This is a genomic window from Streptomyces sp. NPDC111628 (genome assembly GCF_055635195.1).
In genome coordinates this window covers 66,367-79,331 of record NZ_JBVKBZ010000001.1, presented here as the reverse complement: position 1 = coordinate 79,331, position 12,965 = coordinate 66,367, and the positions used below count along the sequence as shown (strand labels likewise).

Genomic DNA, 12,965 nt, shown 5'->3' with positions numbered 1-12,965 from the left:
CGGTCTTGTACGTTTTTTGCATGGCCGGCCAGCGCAACGACCAGCGGAGCAGCACGCTGAGCACCCGGCGGAGCGTCTCCGCCTGGCGGCCCCGCGTTCCGGGCGTCGTCGAGGTCTTCCACGCCCACTACACCGAGTACGCCTATCCGATGCACGTCCACGACGCCTGGACGCTGCTCATCGTCGACGACGGCGCCGTACGGTACGAGCTGGACCGGCACGAGCACGGCACCCCGCACGACACGGTGTCGCTGCTGCCGCCGCACGTGCCGCACAACGGCTCCCCCGCGACCCCGGACGGCTTCCGCAAGCGCGTCCTGTACCTGGACGCATCCCGGCTGGGCGACGAGCTGATCGGACCGGCGGTGGACGCGCCCGACCTGCGGGACCCGGTGCTGCGGCGGCGGGTCGGGCAGTTGCACGCCGCGCTCACGCTGCCGGGCGACGAGCTGGAGGCGGAGAGCCGGCTGACCCTGATCGGCGACCGGCTGCGCGACCATCTGCGGCCCGGGACCGGCGCACCCGGTGCCCGCCGGGACCCCGTGCTCGCCCGGCGGCTGCGGGAGCTGCTCGACGAGCGGGTCGTCCCGGGGATCGGGCTGGAGGAGGCGGCCGCGCTCGTGCCCGCGCATCCGGCGCACCTCGTACGGGCGTTCAGCCGCGCGTACGGCATCGCGCCGCACCAGTACCTGATGTCCCGGCGGGTCGACCGGGCCCGGCGGCTGCTGCTGGCGGGACAGGCCCCGGCGGACGTGGCGGGCGCCACCGGGTTCTACGACCAGGCCCATCTGACCCGGCACTTCAAGCGGTTGGTGGGGGTCACGCCGGGGCGGTACCGGGCGAGCGGCGCCCGGACCTGACGCCGATCAGCCGTCCCACAGCGTCCGATCAGTCGCCGGAGCGCCCGATCAGTCGCCGGAGCGCTCGATCAGGTGCTGGAACGCCTCCAGGTTCCGCGTCGACTCCCCGCGCGCGGTGCGCCACTCGTACTCCTTGCGGATGGCCGAGGCGAAGCCCAGCTCCAGCAGGGTGTTGAAGGCGCCGTCCGCGGCCTCCAGGACCTGGCCGAGGAGGCGGTCGATCTCGTCGGGGGTGACGGCGGCCAGGGGGAGTTTCGCCGTGACGTAGACGTCGCCGAGGCGGTCGACGGCGTAACCGACGCCGTACAGCTTGAGGTTGCGTTCCAGCAGCCAGCGGTGGACGGCCGGTTCGTTCTCGTCGGGGTGGCGGACGACGAAGGCGTTGAGGGAGAGCGAGTGCCGGCCCACGAGGAGGGAGACCGTCGTCGACAGCTTGCGGGTGCCGGGGAGCTTGACGACGTAGGTGCCGGGCTCGGGGCTCTCCCACTCCAGCTCGGCGTCCTTCAGCGTCTCCTCGAGGACCTGCGCTGCCTTCTGCTGTGGTGCCTCAGCCATGGTGCGAGCGTACGCGACGGCGGTGCGACTGGATCGCGGCCGTGTAGACGTCGGCGGTGGTCGCGGCGGCGCTGTCCCAGCCGAAGGACTGGGCGTGCCGGGCGGCGGCGTCGCCCATGCGGGGCGTCAGCTCGGGGTTGTCGGCGAAATCGCGCAGCACGCGCGCGTACTCCGCGGGATCGTGGCCGTGGACGAGGCGGCCGGTGTGTCCGTCGCGCACGGCGACCGGGAGGCCGCCGACCGCGGCGGCGAGCACCGGCGTACCGGCCGCCTGGGCCTCTATGGCCACCAGGCCGAAGGATTCGCTGTACGACGGCATGACCAGCAGGGACGCGGCCCGGAACCAGTCGGCGAGCTGTTCCTGGCCGACGGGCGGGCGGAAGCGTACGACGTCGGCGATGCCGAGCCGCGCGGCGAGTTTCTGCAGGCCCTCCGGCTTGGCGAGGCCGCTGCCGCTGGGGCCGCCGACGACGGGGACGACGATGCGGGAGCGCAGCTCGGGGCGTTCGTCGAGGAGGACGGCGACGGCGCGCAGCAGGATGTCCGGCGCCTTCAGGGGCTGTATGCGGCCCGCGAAGAGCGGGATCAGCGCGTCCTGGGGCAGGCCGAGGCGGGCGCGGGCGGCGGCGCGGGCGTTGCCGTGCTGTCCCGGGCCGGGCACGCGGCCCTTGGGGAAGGGGCGGAACCGCTCCAGGTTCACGCCGGGATGGACCACTGCGACCTTGTCGGGGTCGGCGGCGTAGTGGCGGACGAGTTCGTCGGCCTCCTCCGCCGTGTTGGCGATCAGCCGGTCCGAGGCGGCGACGATCTGGGTCTCGCCGATGACGCGGGCGGCCGGTTCGGGGGTGTCGCCGTCGGCCAGGTTGGCGTTCTTGACCTTGGCCATGGTGTGCATGGCGTGCACCAGGGGCGCGCCCCAGCGCTGGGCGGCGAGCCAGCCGACGTGGCCGGAGAGCCAGTAGTGGGAGTGCACGAGGTCGTAGTGGCCGGGGCGGTGACCGGCCCAGGCCTGCATCACTCCGTGCGTGAAGGCGCAGAGCTGGGCGGGCAGCTCCTCCTTGGCCAGCCCCTCGTACGGGCCCGCGTCGACGTGCCGGACGAGGACGCCGGGGGCCAGTTCGACGGCGGGCGGGAGGGCGGCGGTGGTCGCCCGGGTGAAGATCTCGACCTCGATGTTGATGGCGGCGAGGCGCTGCGCCAGCTCCACGATGTAGACGTTCATGCCTCCGGCGTCGCCGGTGCCGGGCTGGTGGAGCGGTGAGGTGTGCACGGAGAGCATGGCGACGCGGCGAGGCTTTCGGTTCAGCCTCAGCCGCGGGGAGGCCGCCGGTGAGCGACGCCCGAGCCTGCTGACGTACTGGCTCACGAGCCGTTCCTCCTCGCTGCGGGCATGCCGGTCGGAGGACCTGGGTTGCCCTCCAAGGGTTGGGAACACCGGACGGGCGGTGCTCCATTCCGGTTTTCCGACCTTTGCCGAATCATTACCGCCGATCGCTCAACCGTTCGAGAGCTCTTCGAGTCCCCCGCCCGCCTTCGCGTCCCTCCCCACCCGCCGTGGTGTGCGGGTACCACCATTCCGCGGCCGAATGCCGGACGGCCGGCCACCTGTCCCCGGCCGCATATCCTCATAGGCATGCCACCCCGCGCCACCGCCGCCCGCCCCGTGGGCACGGTCACGCGCGGGACGACGAACCCCAACCGGCTGCGCCGCATGGACCGCTGGATCGCGGCCGCGCACGGTGCCGAACTGCGCCGCGCCGCCGACCCGGTCGCCGTCGACCTCGGCTACGGCGCGGCGCCCTGGACCGCCGTCGAACTGCTGCACCGCCTGCGCACGGTCGCTCCGCACGCGCGCGTGGTGGGCGTCGAGATCGACCCGGCCCGGGTGGCGGCGGCCCGGCCGTACGCGCGCGCGGGGCTCGATTTCCGGCACGGCGGCTTCGAGGTCCCCGTCTCCGCGCCCCCGCTGCTGATCCGCGCGGCGAACGTGCTGCGCCAGTACGACGAGGGCGAGGTCGCCGCCGTCTGGCAGCGGCTGTGCGCGCGGCTCGCACCGGCGTCGGAGCACTCGCGCGGCGGGCTGCTGGTCGAGGGGACGTGCGACGAGATCGGGCGCCGGCACGTGTGGGTGGCGCTCGGGCCCGAGGGGCCGCGCACGGTCACCTTCGCGACCCGGCTCGGCTCACTGGACCAGCCCTCCGACCTGGCCGAACGGCTGCCGAAGGCGCTCATCCACCGCAATGTCCCCGGCGAGCCCGTGCACGCCTTCCTGCGCGACTTCGACCGCGCCTGGGCCGCCGCCGCGCCCTACGCCTCCTACGGGGCCCGGCAGCGGTGGATGCGGGCGGTGCGGGACCTGACGGCCGACTGGCCGGTGACGGACGGGCCGGTGCGGTGGCGGCAGGGCGAAGTGACGGTGCGGTGGGAGGCGTTGGCGCCCCGCGCCTGAGCCCGCGGCACGGACGGGGGAGCGTGGCCGGGCGGGAGGCCGCCGACCGGGAACGATCTCCGTGCGGCGTTCGTCACACACCGAGGGAAGCAAACGAGGGGCAAACGAGGGGAAGCGACCGAGGGGAAGCAATCGAGGGGAAGCGGGAGGAATGCACGGCCTCTGTCGCTTTTCGCGCCGGCATGGCACGATCCCCCGAGCGGGCTATGTTACTGACGGTTAATCAGGTTGGGGGCGAGGTATGCGTACGGGGAAGCGTGGCCTGACGACGGCTGCCGTGACCGTGGTCTGCGCGATCACGGTGCTGGCGGCACCGGGCACGGCGTTCGCGGACCCGGGCCCCTCGGCCTCGTCGTCACCGTCGCCCTCACCGTCGGCGTCGGCCGGCGCCCCGGCCGCCACACCCGGCAAGGGCAAGGACCTGGAAGCCGTACGCAAGAAGCTCGACAAGCTCTACCGCGCGGCGGCCTCGGCCACGGAGGAGTACAACGCCGCCGAGGAGAAGGCGGAGAAGCAGAACGCCGAGATCGTCGAGCTGGCCAAGAAGATCGTCAAGGGCCAGGAGAAGCTGGACGGGCTGAAGGACCGCGCGGGAGCCGCCGCCCGCTCCCAGTACCGCACCGGAGGCCTGCCCGACGGGGCGAAGCTCATCCTGAGCGACGACCCCGAGGACTTCCTCGACGGCACCGGCCGGGTGGTCCAGGGCCAGCGTGCCACCAAGGGCCTGCTCGGCGAGCTGACCCGCGCCCAGCGGGACCTGAAGGCCTACGCGGCGGACGCCTCCGCCCGCTTCAAGGAGCTGGAGGCGAACCGCAAGACCAAGGCCACCGCCCAGAAGAAGATCGAGAAGCAGATCGCGGCGGCCGAGAAGCTGGAGTCCGAGCTGGAGAAGGAGGAGAAGGAGCGCCTCGCCCGGCTGGAGCGCGAGGCGCAGGCCAAGGCGCAGACCGCCTGGCTCGACTCCGGCATCCTGAAGGACCTCGACGCCGGGGCGACCGAGCGGGGCCGCAAGGCGGTCGAGTACGCCACCGCCCAGATCGGCAAGCCGTACCAGTGGGGCGCCGAGGGCCCGAAGTCCTACGACTGCTCCGGCCTGACCTCGCAGGCCTGGGTGTCGGCCGGACAGACGATCCCGCGCACCTCGCAGCAGCAGTGGAAGCAGCTCAGGCACGTCGACGTCGAGGACATGCGCCCCGGCGACCTGATCATCTACTTCGACGACGCCAGCCACGTCGGCATGTACGTCGGCGACGGCTCCATGGTGCACGCCCCGCGTCCGGGGCGCTCGATCACCGTCGCGGGCGCGGGCTCGATGCCGATCCTCGGCGTGGTCCGGCCGGACACGGCCCCGGAGCAGGCGTCCACCCCCAAGGAGTGACGCGGGCCACGTGACCCAGTCCACGCGCGGCGCCCGCCCCGCGTGACCTTCGTCATCCCCGCGCCCGGGCCGACGTGTCCAAGTGCGGGGGAAAACGCGGCATATGACAGTGGCCGATGGCCGCCCGACGTGTTCTGGACCATTCCGCAGCGGTGCGGTCACCCGCTATGGTCCCCGTCGGTGGGTCGAGGTCCCTCGCCCCACCATGCCCTCGGGGGGAGGGAAGGAAACCAAGACGATGCCCGTACCCGTACCGCGGCAGAGGGCGATCCCGGCCGTGGAGTGTGGTCAGGCGCCCGCCGCGTCCCCGGACAGCGGCCCTTCCAAGGAACAGGCCCCGCCCGGGACGCACCAGGCCGAGAACGCCGCCACCCGGCGAGAGAACACCCGAGAGAACCCCACGGAGAAGCGCGAGAAGCCCACGGACACCAGCACGGAGACCAGCCCCAGCCCCGGCACCAGCACCGGCACCGGCACCGGCACCGACCGGACGCCCGCCGTCCGGACCGAGAGCGCTGCCCCCACGAACCTGACGGTGCTGCTGATCGAGGACGATCCGGCCGGCTCGCCGATCGTGCCCGACCTGCTCGACCAGGCCGGCAAGCCGATCCGCGTCCGCACCGCACGCAACCTCACCGAGGCCGGGCGGCTGCTGACCGACGACGTCCACTGCATCCTGCTGGACCTCGCCCTGTCGGCCCCCGCCCCCGCCGCGGCCCGCCCGAGCACCGACGGCGGTGGCAACGGCGGCGACGACGAGGGCGACGACGAGCTGGCGGTGCTCCGGCACGTCCTGGAGCTGGCGCCCCGGCACGCCGTACTCGCCCTCACCTCCTCCAGCGACGCCGAGCGCGGCGCCGAGGCGGTGGCGGTCGGCGCGCAGGACTACCTGTTCCGCGACGAGCTGGACGGCCGCCTGCTGAGCCGGGCGATCCGCTACGCCGTCGAGCGCAAGCGGTCCGACTCGGCGGAGCGCCGACTGGCCGAAGGCAGGCTCCGGGCGCAGGAGAACCGGCGTCTGGAACGCGGCCTGCTGCCGACCCCGCTGCTGGCCGGCTCCCCGCTGCGCTTCGCCGCCCGCTACCGCCCGGGCCGCTCGCGCGCGCTGCTGGGCGGCGACTTCTACGACGTCGTGCGCACCCCGGACGGCACCGTGCACGCCATGATCGGCGACGTCTGCGGGCACGGCCCGGACGAGGCGGCGCTCGGCGTGGAGCTGCGGATCGCCTGGCGGGCGCTGACGCTGGCGGGGCTGTGCGGCGACGAGCTGCTCGGCACGCTCCAGCAGGTGCTGGAGCACGAACGCTCGGACGACGAGATCTTCGCGACGCTGTGCGCCGTGGACATCTCCCCCGACGGCCGCCGCGCGGGCCTGTGCCTGGCCGGGCACCCGTCCCCGCTGCTCAGCCGCCCGGGCATGCCCGCACGGCTGCTGCCCTACGACAACAACGGCCCGGCGCTGGGGCTGCTGCCGGGCGCCCGCTGGCCACGGATGCAGGTGGAGCTGGGCGCCGAGTGGAGCCTGATGCTGTACACCGACGGCCTGATCGAGGGCCATGTCGGCGGGGGCCGGGAGCGGCTCGGCCAGGACGGCATGGTGGAGCTGGTCCGCCGTCAGCGTGCCGAGGGTCTGACCGGCGAGGAACTGCTGCGGGCGACCGTCAACGAGGTCCGCGAGCTCAACGGCGGCGAGCTGGCGGACGACCTGGCCGTGGTCCTGCTGGACCGGACGGCCTGAGCCGCCCGGTCCCGGTTCCGGTGACCCCGCGCGCGGGGATGCCGGTCAGCGTCCGCCGTTGTACGGGCCGTACGGACCGTCGCTGCTGGAGCCGCGGCGGCTGCTGCGGCCGCCGCCGGACAGACCGCGCAGCGCGGGCCGTACGTCGACCATGTACACGATCGTCGCGATGAGGCCGATGATCGGCAGGAACGACAGGATGTTGAAGATCAGGTTCACCACGAAGGCGAGCCCGAGGATGACCAGCCAGAAGGGCTTGGTCTTCTTGTCGGCCGCGCGGTAGGCGTCCTCGCGGCGCGTGGCGGCGTCGATCAAAGCGAAGCCGCTGAAAAGGATCAGGGCGATGCTCAGCAGCCACATGAAGCCTGCGAACCCCTGCATCAGCACAACGTCCACCACCAGAATCGGATCGTCATTACGCGGTCACCGTACCCGCAGAACGAGCCGGACACCCCAAGGGTGCCCGGCCCGCTCCCCGCTCCTCGCGCCCTGCCCTACTTGGCGGGCGGCGTCGTCTTCTTGGCGGTGGTGCTCTTCTTGGCCGGGGCCTTGCGCGGGGCGGGCGTCTTCTTCGCCGCCGCGGACTTGTCCTCGGTGACCCGGACCGGCTCGGACTTGGCCGTCGCCGGCTTGGGCGCCGCCGGCTTGGGCGTCGCGGGCCTGGCCGGGGCGGGCTTGGCCGGCTCGACGGCGACCGCGAAGTCCTCCACGTCCTCGGCGAGGTCCTCGATGCCGTCGGCGGCCTGGCCGCGCCAGGTGCGCACCGCGTGCTCGCCGCGCTCGGCGACCTTCTCGTAGGTCTCCCGGGCCTTGACGGCGTACTCGGCGGCGACGCCGACGGACCGCAGCGCGAGGTCCTGGGCGGTCTCGCCCAGCTTCTTGAAGTCGGCGTCGAGGGAGCCGAACAGCTCGTTGGCCTTGGCCTGGAGGCTGCCCTGGGTCTCCTTGACGCGGGCCGTCGCCTTCTCCTGGACGGCCTTCGGGTCGGTGTTGCGTACGGCGTCGATCCGCGCCGGGGCCTCCGCGCGCATCTGCTCCACCAGCACCGGCACCTTCTTGGCCTGCTGGAAGGCGAGGTCGGCGGTGCCCGCGGCGAAGTAGAGCGGGGTGGGGTCGCTGAAGGTCTTGCGCAGGTCGTCGGTGATGGCCATGGTGATGGTCCTTCGGAATTGCTTACGAGTGAGGGTTTTGTGTCGTTTCAGCCCCGTCGACGGCGATGTCGGCGTCGGCGCCCGGCTCCACGTCGGTCCCGAACCCGTTCTCCTTGCGGAAGGACTCGTAGACCTGGAGCAGCACCTGCTTCTGGCGCTCGTTCAGCGAGGGGTCGGCGAGGATGACCGCACGCGTCTCCACGTCCTCCCGGTCCCGCTCCGCGTCGAGGATCCCCGCGCGGACGTACAGCGTCTCGGCGGAGATCCGCAGCGCCTTGGCGACCTGCTGCAGCACCTCCGCGCTCGGCTTGCGCAGCCCGCGCTCGATCTGGCTCAGGTACGGGTTGGACACGCCCGCGGCGTCGGCGAGCTGCCGCAACGACAGCTGCGCGTTGCGCCGCTGCTCGCGCAGGTACTCACCGAGATTGCCGACGTTGAGCGATGCCATGCCTCCACCATGCAGCACCGCGCTAACTATTGCAAGCACCCTGCTTGCAAGAGTGTCCCCACGCCCGGGTGCGAGGCTGTGCCTTCCAAGCGTTACTGTCCGTTCCCAGTAGATGTGGCGAATCCCAGTGGTTCTGGCAAACGACCTGGCGGAGTCCCGACGAAGCTGGCCGGCCCGTACGGTCCACCGCATGGTTGACGAGTTCGATGTCGCTCAAGCTCTGCGCGCTGGGATAACCGACAGGGCGCGAGCCTGGGCCTTCGTTCGGGAGTTTGCCGCAGCATGGGCGGAGCCCGCTCGCCGACGGCGTGGGTACGCGAGCGGAGGAGTTGGAGAGAGCTGAGGAAACGCTGGGGCTCACGCTGCCGACCGCGTTGCGCGAGGCGTACTCGCTCCTCGGCATGCGTCACGACCTCACCGGCAATCAGGACCCGTTGCTGCGCCCTTCCGAGCTGTTCGTGCACGACGAGTTCGGTGGAGTGCTCGTCTTCCGCAGCGAGAACCAGGGATGCGCCTTCTGGGGAGTACGGCTGCAGGACCTCGGCCAGGACGATCCGCCGGTGTTCGTCCAGTCACGGGACGGTTGGGCCCGCTGCCTGGACAGGGTCTCCCTGGCCTGCGTCGAGCTCGTACTCAGCGAGACGCTGCTTGGCAGCGAAGGACGGCTCTACAACGCCTGCGAACTTCCCGCCAGCCTGATTCGAGAGCTGCCGAGTCGGTTCGCGCCCGTGGAGTTTCCCGAGTACCCGATGTGGACGGGGGAGGAAGAGTCACCCGTGTGCTGGTTTTCCGCGCCGGGGAAGCTCTTGCGGCTCGACGGACGGAGTGACCACAGCTGGCTGCACGTTCGGGGAAGTACGTTCGCCGACCTGGAGTCGCTCTGCGCCGCCCTCCCCGGCCACTGGGTACGTAGGTACTCAGAGCCGTTGGAAACCGACGAACTGCCTTTCTAGGCACCCGAGGGCCTGCTTGGATGACCGGGAAAGACTGTGAATCGAGCGCAACGGGGGCGTGAGAATGGCTGATCCGTACATCATTCTCAACGAACTCGCCCAAGATCTTCGGCCGATGCCACAGGGAATCGAGTGGTTCGAGAGCCTCTCCGCTGAAGAGCAGTCCAACATCCTGCGCCTCCTGTCACATTTCTGCATTCAGGCCCGCGCCACCACCGAGGACGGCCCGGAAAGCATCCGACGCGCCGGACTTCGCGCCACGCACACACCGGCAGTTCTGATCACACGGGGGCGGATCAACCAGCAACTCGGAAAGATCGCCAGTCTCACCCCGCACGACGAGCGCCTCAAGTCATTCCGGCTACTGATCGCAGTGCTGGCCGTCGCCGACGAACGCCGACGAGAGCGCTCCTGCTCCGACGGTTGCGGCCACGCGTGGCATCGCCTGCCTGTCGACACCCCCGAAGCCTCGGCCTGATCCCTCTCACTTGTAGGATCTCGCGGCTCGTGTCATGACGCAGCGTGCTGACCAGCAAGATTCGAATGGGCCTCAGAGGGGCCCACCGACGCCCTTGTCTCAAATACCGTGGCACTTCCTCAGCAAGCGCTGGAAGATGGCGATGTGCAGCTCCCCTACGTCTATCGCGTCAGCAAGTACGACCCCGCCGACCGTGACGATCACGGGCACTACACCGGCACCGAGGACACCATCAGCGATCACGGCGAGATCGAGGCGGCCTATCTTCAGGCGGTCAAGGCGTTTGCCGCGGACACCAGCATCGACCATCTGTCTGTCCGCGAGCCGGAGGTCTCGTCTCTTGCTCATTTCGGCGTTGAGAGATCTCTGGACGGCTTCGGTCTCGACAGGCTCCTTCCCGGCGGTCTTGCCGACTTCCACGACGGAGCAGAGATGCCGCTGGACATCGGGCTGGAGCTGATTCGCCTCATGCTGCGCGACAGCGGCGCCTGGTGCCGGCTGGAGGTGGAAGACGTTTTCGCAGTGCACGTCGGGTGGGACCAGTACCTCTACGTCGGCAGCAGCCGACCCTGCCAAGGAGCTCTAGCTCGCGCCCGCGAACTCGGGCTGTTCCCAGAACACCTGGACGTTTCCCCCTACGACTTCGAGCCCGAGGAGGAAGGCGTCCTACGGCCAGGCGATGACGACTTCTGGGCCGGCCTGCACAGCGCAGTTGACTGCGGCCGCGCTGGACTCTTGGAAGAGATATACGTCCAAAACGCCTCGCGATGGCATCGCCTCACGTGCGACACCATCGACACGGTTCGCGCCGGGCTCGCTCCCCGCGCTCGCCTGGCCGTGTGGCCAGCCCTCTCCTCCGACGTCAGCGCCATCCTCGTCGCCCTTCCCACCGAGGGCATCATCGAGGGCGTCTGGCAGGACAGGGAAGGTCAGATCCACAGCGTCGTCGCTGACGACGACGAATTTCCGGAGTTGGCTGCCCGAATATCCGATGCCGACGCTGCAGCGCTTCTGCCCGTGTACGCCGATGAGCGTGTCCCTCTACTCTCCGCTGTCATGCCCGACCGAGACGGAGTCGTGCGTGCGCGCTGGCAGGCCGAACAATCCCTCAGCGACTCGGCCAGATGAGCTCTCACGGCCACCGCGGGCGGCCAGCCGCTAGCTCTCCACGGGAAGCGCCGCTGACGTGTGTGTCTCAGTGGCCAGACAGCGGGCATCCTGCCTGAGATTTGGCCAGGAATTCTGAGGCCCTACAGCCGTATTTGCGCGACGACTGTCCTGTCGCCTCGAAGCTGTCGGGTTCTCACACGTTCCCGTTCGTGCCGGCGGATGCTCATTGCGGTGTGCTCTGAGCAGCGCCGTGTCACATTCCGGAGAGCCGTGTCGTCGTACCCATGGCAGCCCGGTGTCGTTCGTGCACCGAGCTCAAGGCCATGAGGAGGAAACGATGAGTGACTTTCAGGCCATCGCGGATCGCGTCGAGATCGAGGCGATCCGCGGTGAGTTCACCGACGCGGCGATGATGCGCGACTACGACCGTCTCGCTTTGCTGTTCACACCGGACGGCGCGCTGCGGATGCCCAATATCCCCGTTGAACTCGAAGGCCAGGAGGCGATCCGCGCCTGGGGCAGGCGGGTGCCGGACCTTGTGGACTTCCTCGTGCAGAACACGCACCCGGGCATGATCCAGCTTGACGGCGACACCGCGTCCGGCCGTGCATACATGTCAGAGATCGGGCGTGGCCGCGACGGCCGCGGTGGGCTGAACTACGCCATCTACCATGACCGCTACCAGCGCACCAGCGACGGCTGGAAGTTCGCCGAGCGCGTCTACGAGATCCGATACGAAGACACCTCGCCGCCGGCCGGCTCGCCGCCCCGGCCGGCTGAGAATGCGTGACCGGCCTCCTTGCCTCAGGTGCTCTTTGGTCCGGTTCCGCGAGTCACCGGGAAGCTGCGTTGTCGGTGGGCCCTGCCAGGGTGCTGTCGTGGACGAACTGGTGGAGCGTGTCGACGATCAAGATCGTGAGCTGGGGATGGTGGTCAGCCGCCGGCAGGCCATCCGGGAGGGGTGGCTGCATCGGGTGGCCGTGACAGTTTGTCGTGATGATCGTGGCCGGATCCTCGTCCACCGGCGGTCGGAGCAGGTACCGCGCTTCCCCGGGCTCTATGAGATACAGGTAGGTGGCGCCACAAATGTCGGCGAGTCCTATGAACAGGCCGCCGCGCGGGAGCTGGCCGAAGAGCTGGGCATTCGTGCGCTGCCACGCCTGCTGTTCACTTTCCTCAACCGCAGCGGCTTGAGCCCTCACTGGCTCGGCGTGCACGAAGCCGTGGTGCCGGATGCCGTGGTCCCCAATCGCGATGAGGTCGCCTGGTATGGCTGGCTGACGGAACCTGAGCTGCGTTCGGCCCTGCTGAAGTGGCGCTTCACTCCTGACAGTCACGAAGCCTTCAGCCAGTATCTCGCGTTCCGGACCGCGTCGAGGTGACAGCAGGCAGTCAGGCGTCAGGGTCACCGGCCCGCACCCCTGACGTCATCCGTGCCCAACGCCGCTACTGGCGGCTCCGACGGCGCTTCGGCCCGACTGTCACGCGCATCTGCCTGGACGCCACCGGCAAGCTCTGGAGCGGTCTTGCCCACCGCCACCACCGGCTCAACCGCCGGGTCGAACTCCTCCAGGACCTGGTCCGAGTCAAGGGACCGACGGTCGAACCGGACAAGACGGCCCCCTGGCGGATCGCAGCTGGATATCCCGAACACATCACACTGATCAGCTTGTTCGCATCAGTCCACTGGAGGCAGGCCATCCTCGGCGAAGATCTCCTCACCGCGAGTCAGGAATGCCGGATCGGCGCGCCAATCCATGACGGCCAGCGCATGGCGACCGACTCCACGGCGCCTGCCGGCTCGGCTCCGCCGGTGGACCATCCTGCTGCCTGCGGTTGAGCGGG

Annotated in this window: 15 protein-coding genes; 10 read left to right on the top strand and 5 right to left on the bottom strand. The window is 70.4% G+C overall.

Annotation, left to right across the window (positions count from 1 at the left end; translation table 11 throughout):
• Nucleotides 1–20: 20 nt before the first annotated feature.
• Nucleotides 21–860 carry an AraC family transcriptional regulator gene (locus ACZ7MF_RS00435; RefSeq protein ID WP_471473614.1) on the top strand — a complete coding sequence of 280 codons (840 nt, stop codon included), beginning with the start codon at nt 21–23 and terminating at the stop codon, nt 858–860.
• Between the two features lie 48 nt (nt 861–908).
• On the opposite strand, the gene ACZ7MF_RS00430 is transcribed toward ACZ7MF_RS00435, so the two are convergent.
• Together ACZ7MF_RS00430 and mshA are read right to left on the bottom strand one after the other, a co-directional pair.
• The gene (locus tag ACZ7MF_RS00430) at nt 909–1,415 is read right to left on the bottom strand and encodes a type III secretion system chaperone family protein (protein WP_471473612.1); all 507 of its coding nucleotides are present in this window, start codon (nt 1,413–1,415) and stop codon (nt 909–911) included.
• Entirely contained in the window at nt 1,408–2,781 is a 1,374-nt protein-coding gene (gene mshA / locus ACZ7MF_RS00425) for a D-inositol-3-phosphate glycosyltransferase (RefSeq protein WP_471473611.1), read from the bottom strand. The genes ACZ7MF_RS00430 and mshA overlap by 8 nt, the downstream gene beginning before the upstream one ends.
• A 267-nt stretch (nt 2,782–3,048) precedes the next feature.
• Here mshA and ACZ7MF_RS00420 point away from each other — a divergent pair, with 267 nt between their 5' ends.
• The 3 genes from ACZ7MF_RS00420 to ACZ7MF_RS00410 all read left to right on the top strand — a co-directional run bounded on the left by ACZ7MF_RS00420 (nt 3,049) and on the right by ACZ7MF_RS00410 (nt 6,980).
• A complete protein-coding gene (locus ACZ7MF_RS00420) occupies nt 3,049–3,864 on the top strand; it encodes a class I SAM-dependent methyltransferase (protein WP_471473609.1) in 816 nt (271 codons plus the stop codon).
• 241 nt (nt 3,865–4,105) lie between these two features.
• The gene (locus ACZ7MF_RS00415) at nt 4,106–5,242 is read left to right on the top strand and encodes a C40 family peptidase (RefSeq protein WP_471473608.1); all 1,137 of its coding nucleotides are present in this window, start codon (nt 4,106–4,108) and stop codon (nt 5,240–5,242) included.
• A gap of 238 nt (nt 5,243–5,480) precedes the next feature.
• Nucleotides 5,481–6,980, top strand: a complete 1,500-nt coding sequence (locus tag ACZ7MF_RS00410) for a PP2C family protein-serine/threonine phosphatase (RefSeq protein WP_471473607.1) — start codon at nt 5,481–5,483, stop codon at nt 6,978–6,980.
• Nucleotides 6,981–7,025: 45 nt separating this feature from the next.
• Here ACZ7MF_RS00410 and ACZ7MF_RS00405 read toward each other — a convergent pair whose 3' ends face one another.
• From ACZ7MF_RS00405 to ACZ7MF_RS00395, 3 genes are all read right to left on the bottom strand, one after another.
• A complete protein-coding gene (locus tag ACZ7MF_RS00405) occupies nt 7,026–7,361 on the bottom strand; it encodes a DUF2516 family protein (protein WP_162833234.1) in 336 nt (111 codons plus the stop codon).
• 113 nt (nt 7,362–7,474) lie between these two features.
• A complete protein-coding gene (locus ACZ7MF_RS00400; RefSeq protein WP_471473605.1) occupies nt 7,475–8,131 on the bottom strand; it encodes a hypothetical protein in 657 nt (218 codons plus the stop codon).
• 22 nt (nt 8,132–8,153) lie between these two features.
• Nucleotides 8,154–8,579 (bottom strand): helix-turn-helix domain-containing protein, encoded by a 426-nt coding sequence (locus ACZ7MF_RS00395; protein WP_471473604.1) that lies wholly within the window; start codon nt 8,577–8,579, stop codon nt 8,154–8,156.
• Nucleotides 8,580–8,980: 401 nt separating this feature from the next.
• Here ACZ7MF_RS00395 and ACZ7MF_RS00390 point away from each other — a divergent pair, with 401 nt between their 5' ends.
• The 6 genes from ACZ7MF_RS00390 to ACZ7MF_RS00365 all read left to right on the top strand — a co-directional run bounded on the left by ACZ7MF_RS00390 (nt 8,981) and on the right by ACZ7MF_RS00365 (nt 12,960).
• Complete coding sequence (locus ACZ7MF_RS00390) at nt 8,981–9,532, top strand: SMI1/KNR4 family protein (RefSeq protein ID WP_471473603.1); 552 nt, start codon at nt 8,981–8,983, stop codon at nt 9,530–9,532.
• A 64-nt stretch (nt 9,533–9,596) separates the two neighbouring features.
• Nucleotides 9,597–10,010 carry a DUF5958 family protein gene (locus ACZ7MF_RS00385; protein ID WP_471473601.1) on the top strand — a complete coding sequence of 138 codons (414 nt, stop codon included), beginning with the start codon at nt 9,597–9,599 and terminating at the stop codon, nt 10,008–10,010.
• A 108-nt stretch (nt 10,011–10,118) separates the two neighbouring features.
• Nucleotides 10,119–11,138 carry an RNA-binding protein gene (locus ACZ7MF_RS00380; protein WP_471473600.1) on the top strand — a complete coding sequence of 340 codons (1,020 nt, stop codon included), beginning with the start codon at nt 10,119–10,121 and terminating at the stop codon, nt 11,136–11,138.
• A 319-nt stretch (nt 11,139–11,457) separates the two neighbouring features.
• Nucleotides 11,458–11,910, top strand: coding sequence for a nuclear transport factor 2 family protein (locus tag ACZ7MF_RS00375; RefSeq protein ID WP_471473599.1), 453 nt, complete (start codon nt 11,458–11,460; stop codon nt 11,908–11,910).
• Nucleotides 11,911–12,046: 136 nt separating this feature from the next.
• Entirely contained in the window at nt 12,047–12,502 is a 456-nt protein-coding gene (locus tag ACZ7MF_RS00370) for an NUDIX domain-containing protein (protein ID WP_471475156.1), read from the top strand.
• A complete protein-coding gene (locus ACZ7MF_RS00365; protein ID WP_471473598.1) occupies nt 12,499–12,960 on the top strand; it encodes a hypothetical protein in 462 nt (153 codons plus the stop codon). Before ACZ7MF_RS00370 ends, ACZ7MF_RS00365 begins: the two co-directional genes overlap by 4 nt.
• Nucleotides 12,961–12,965: the final 5 nt, after the last annotated feature.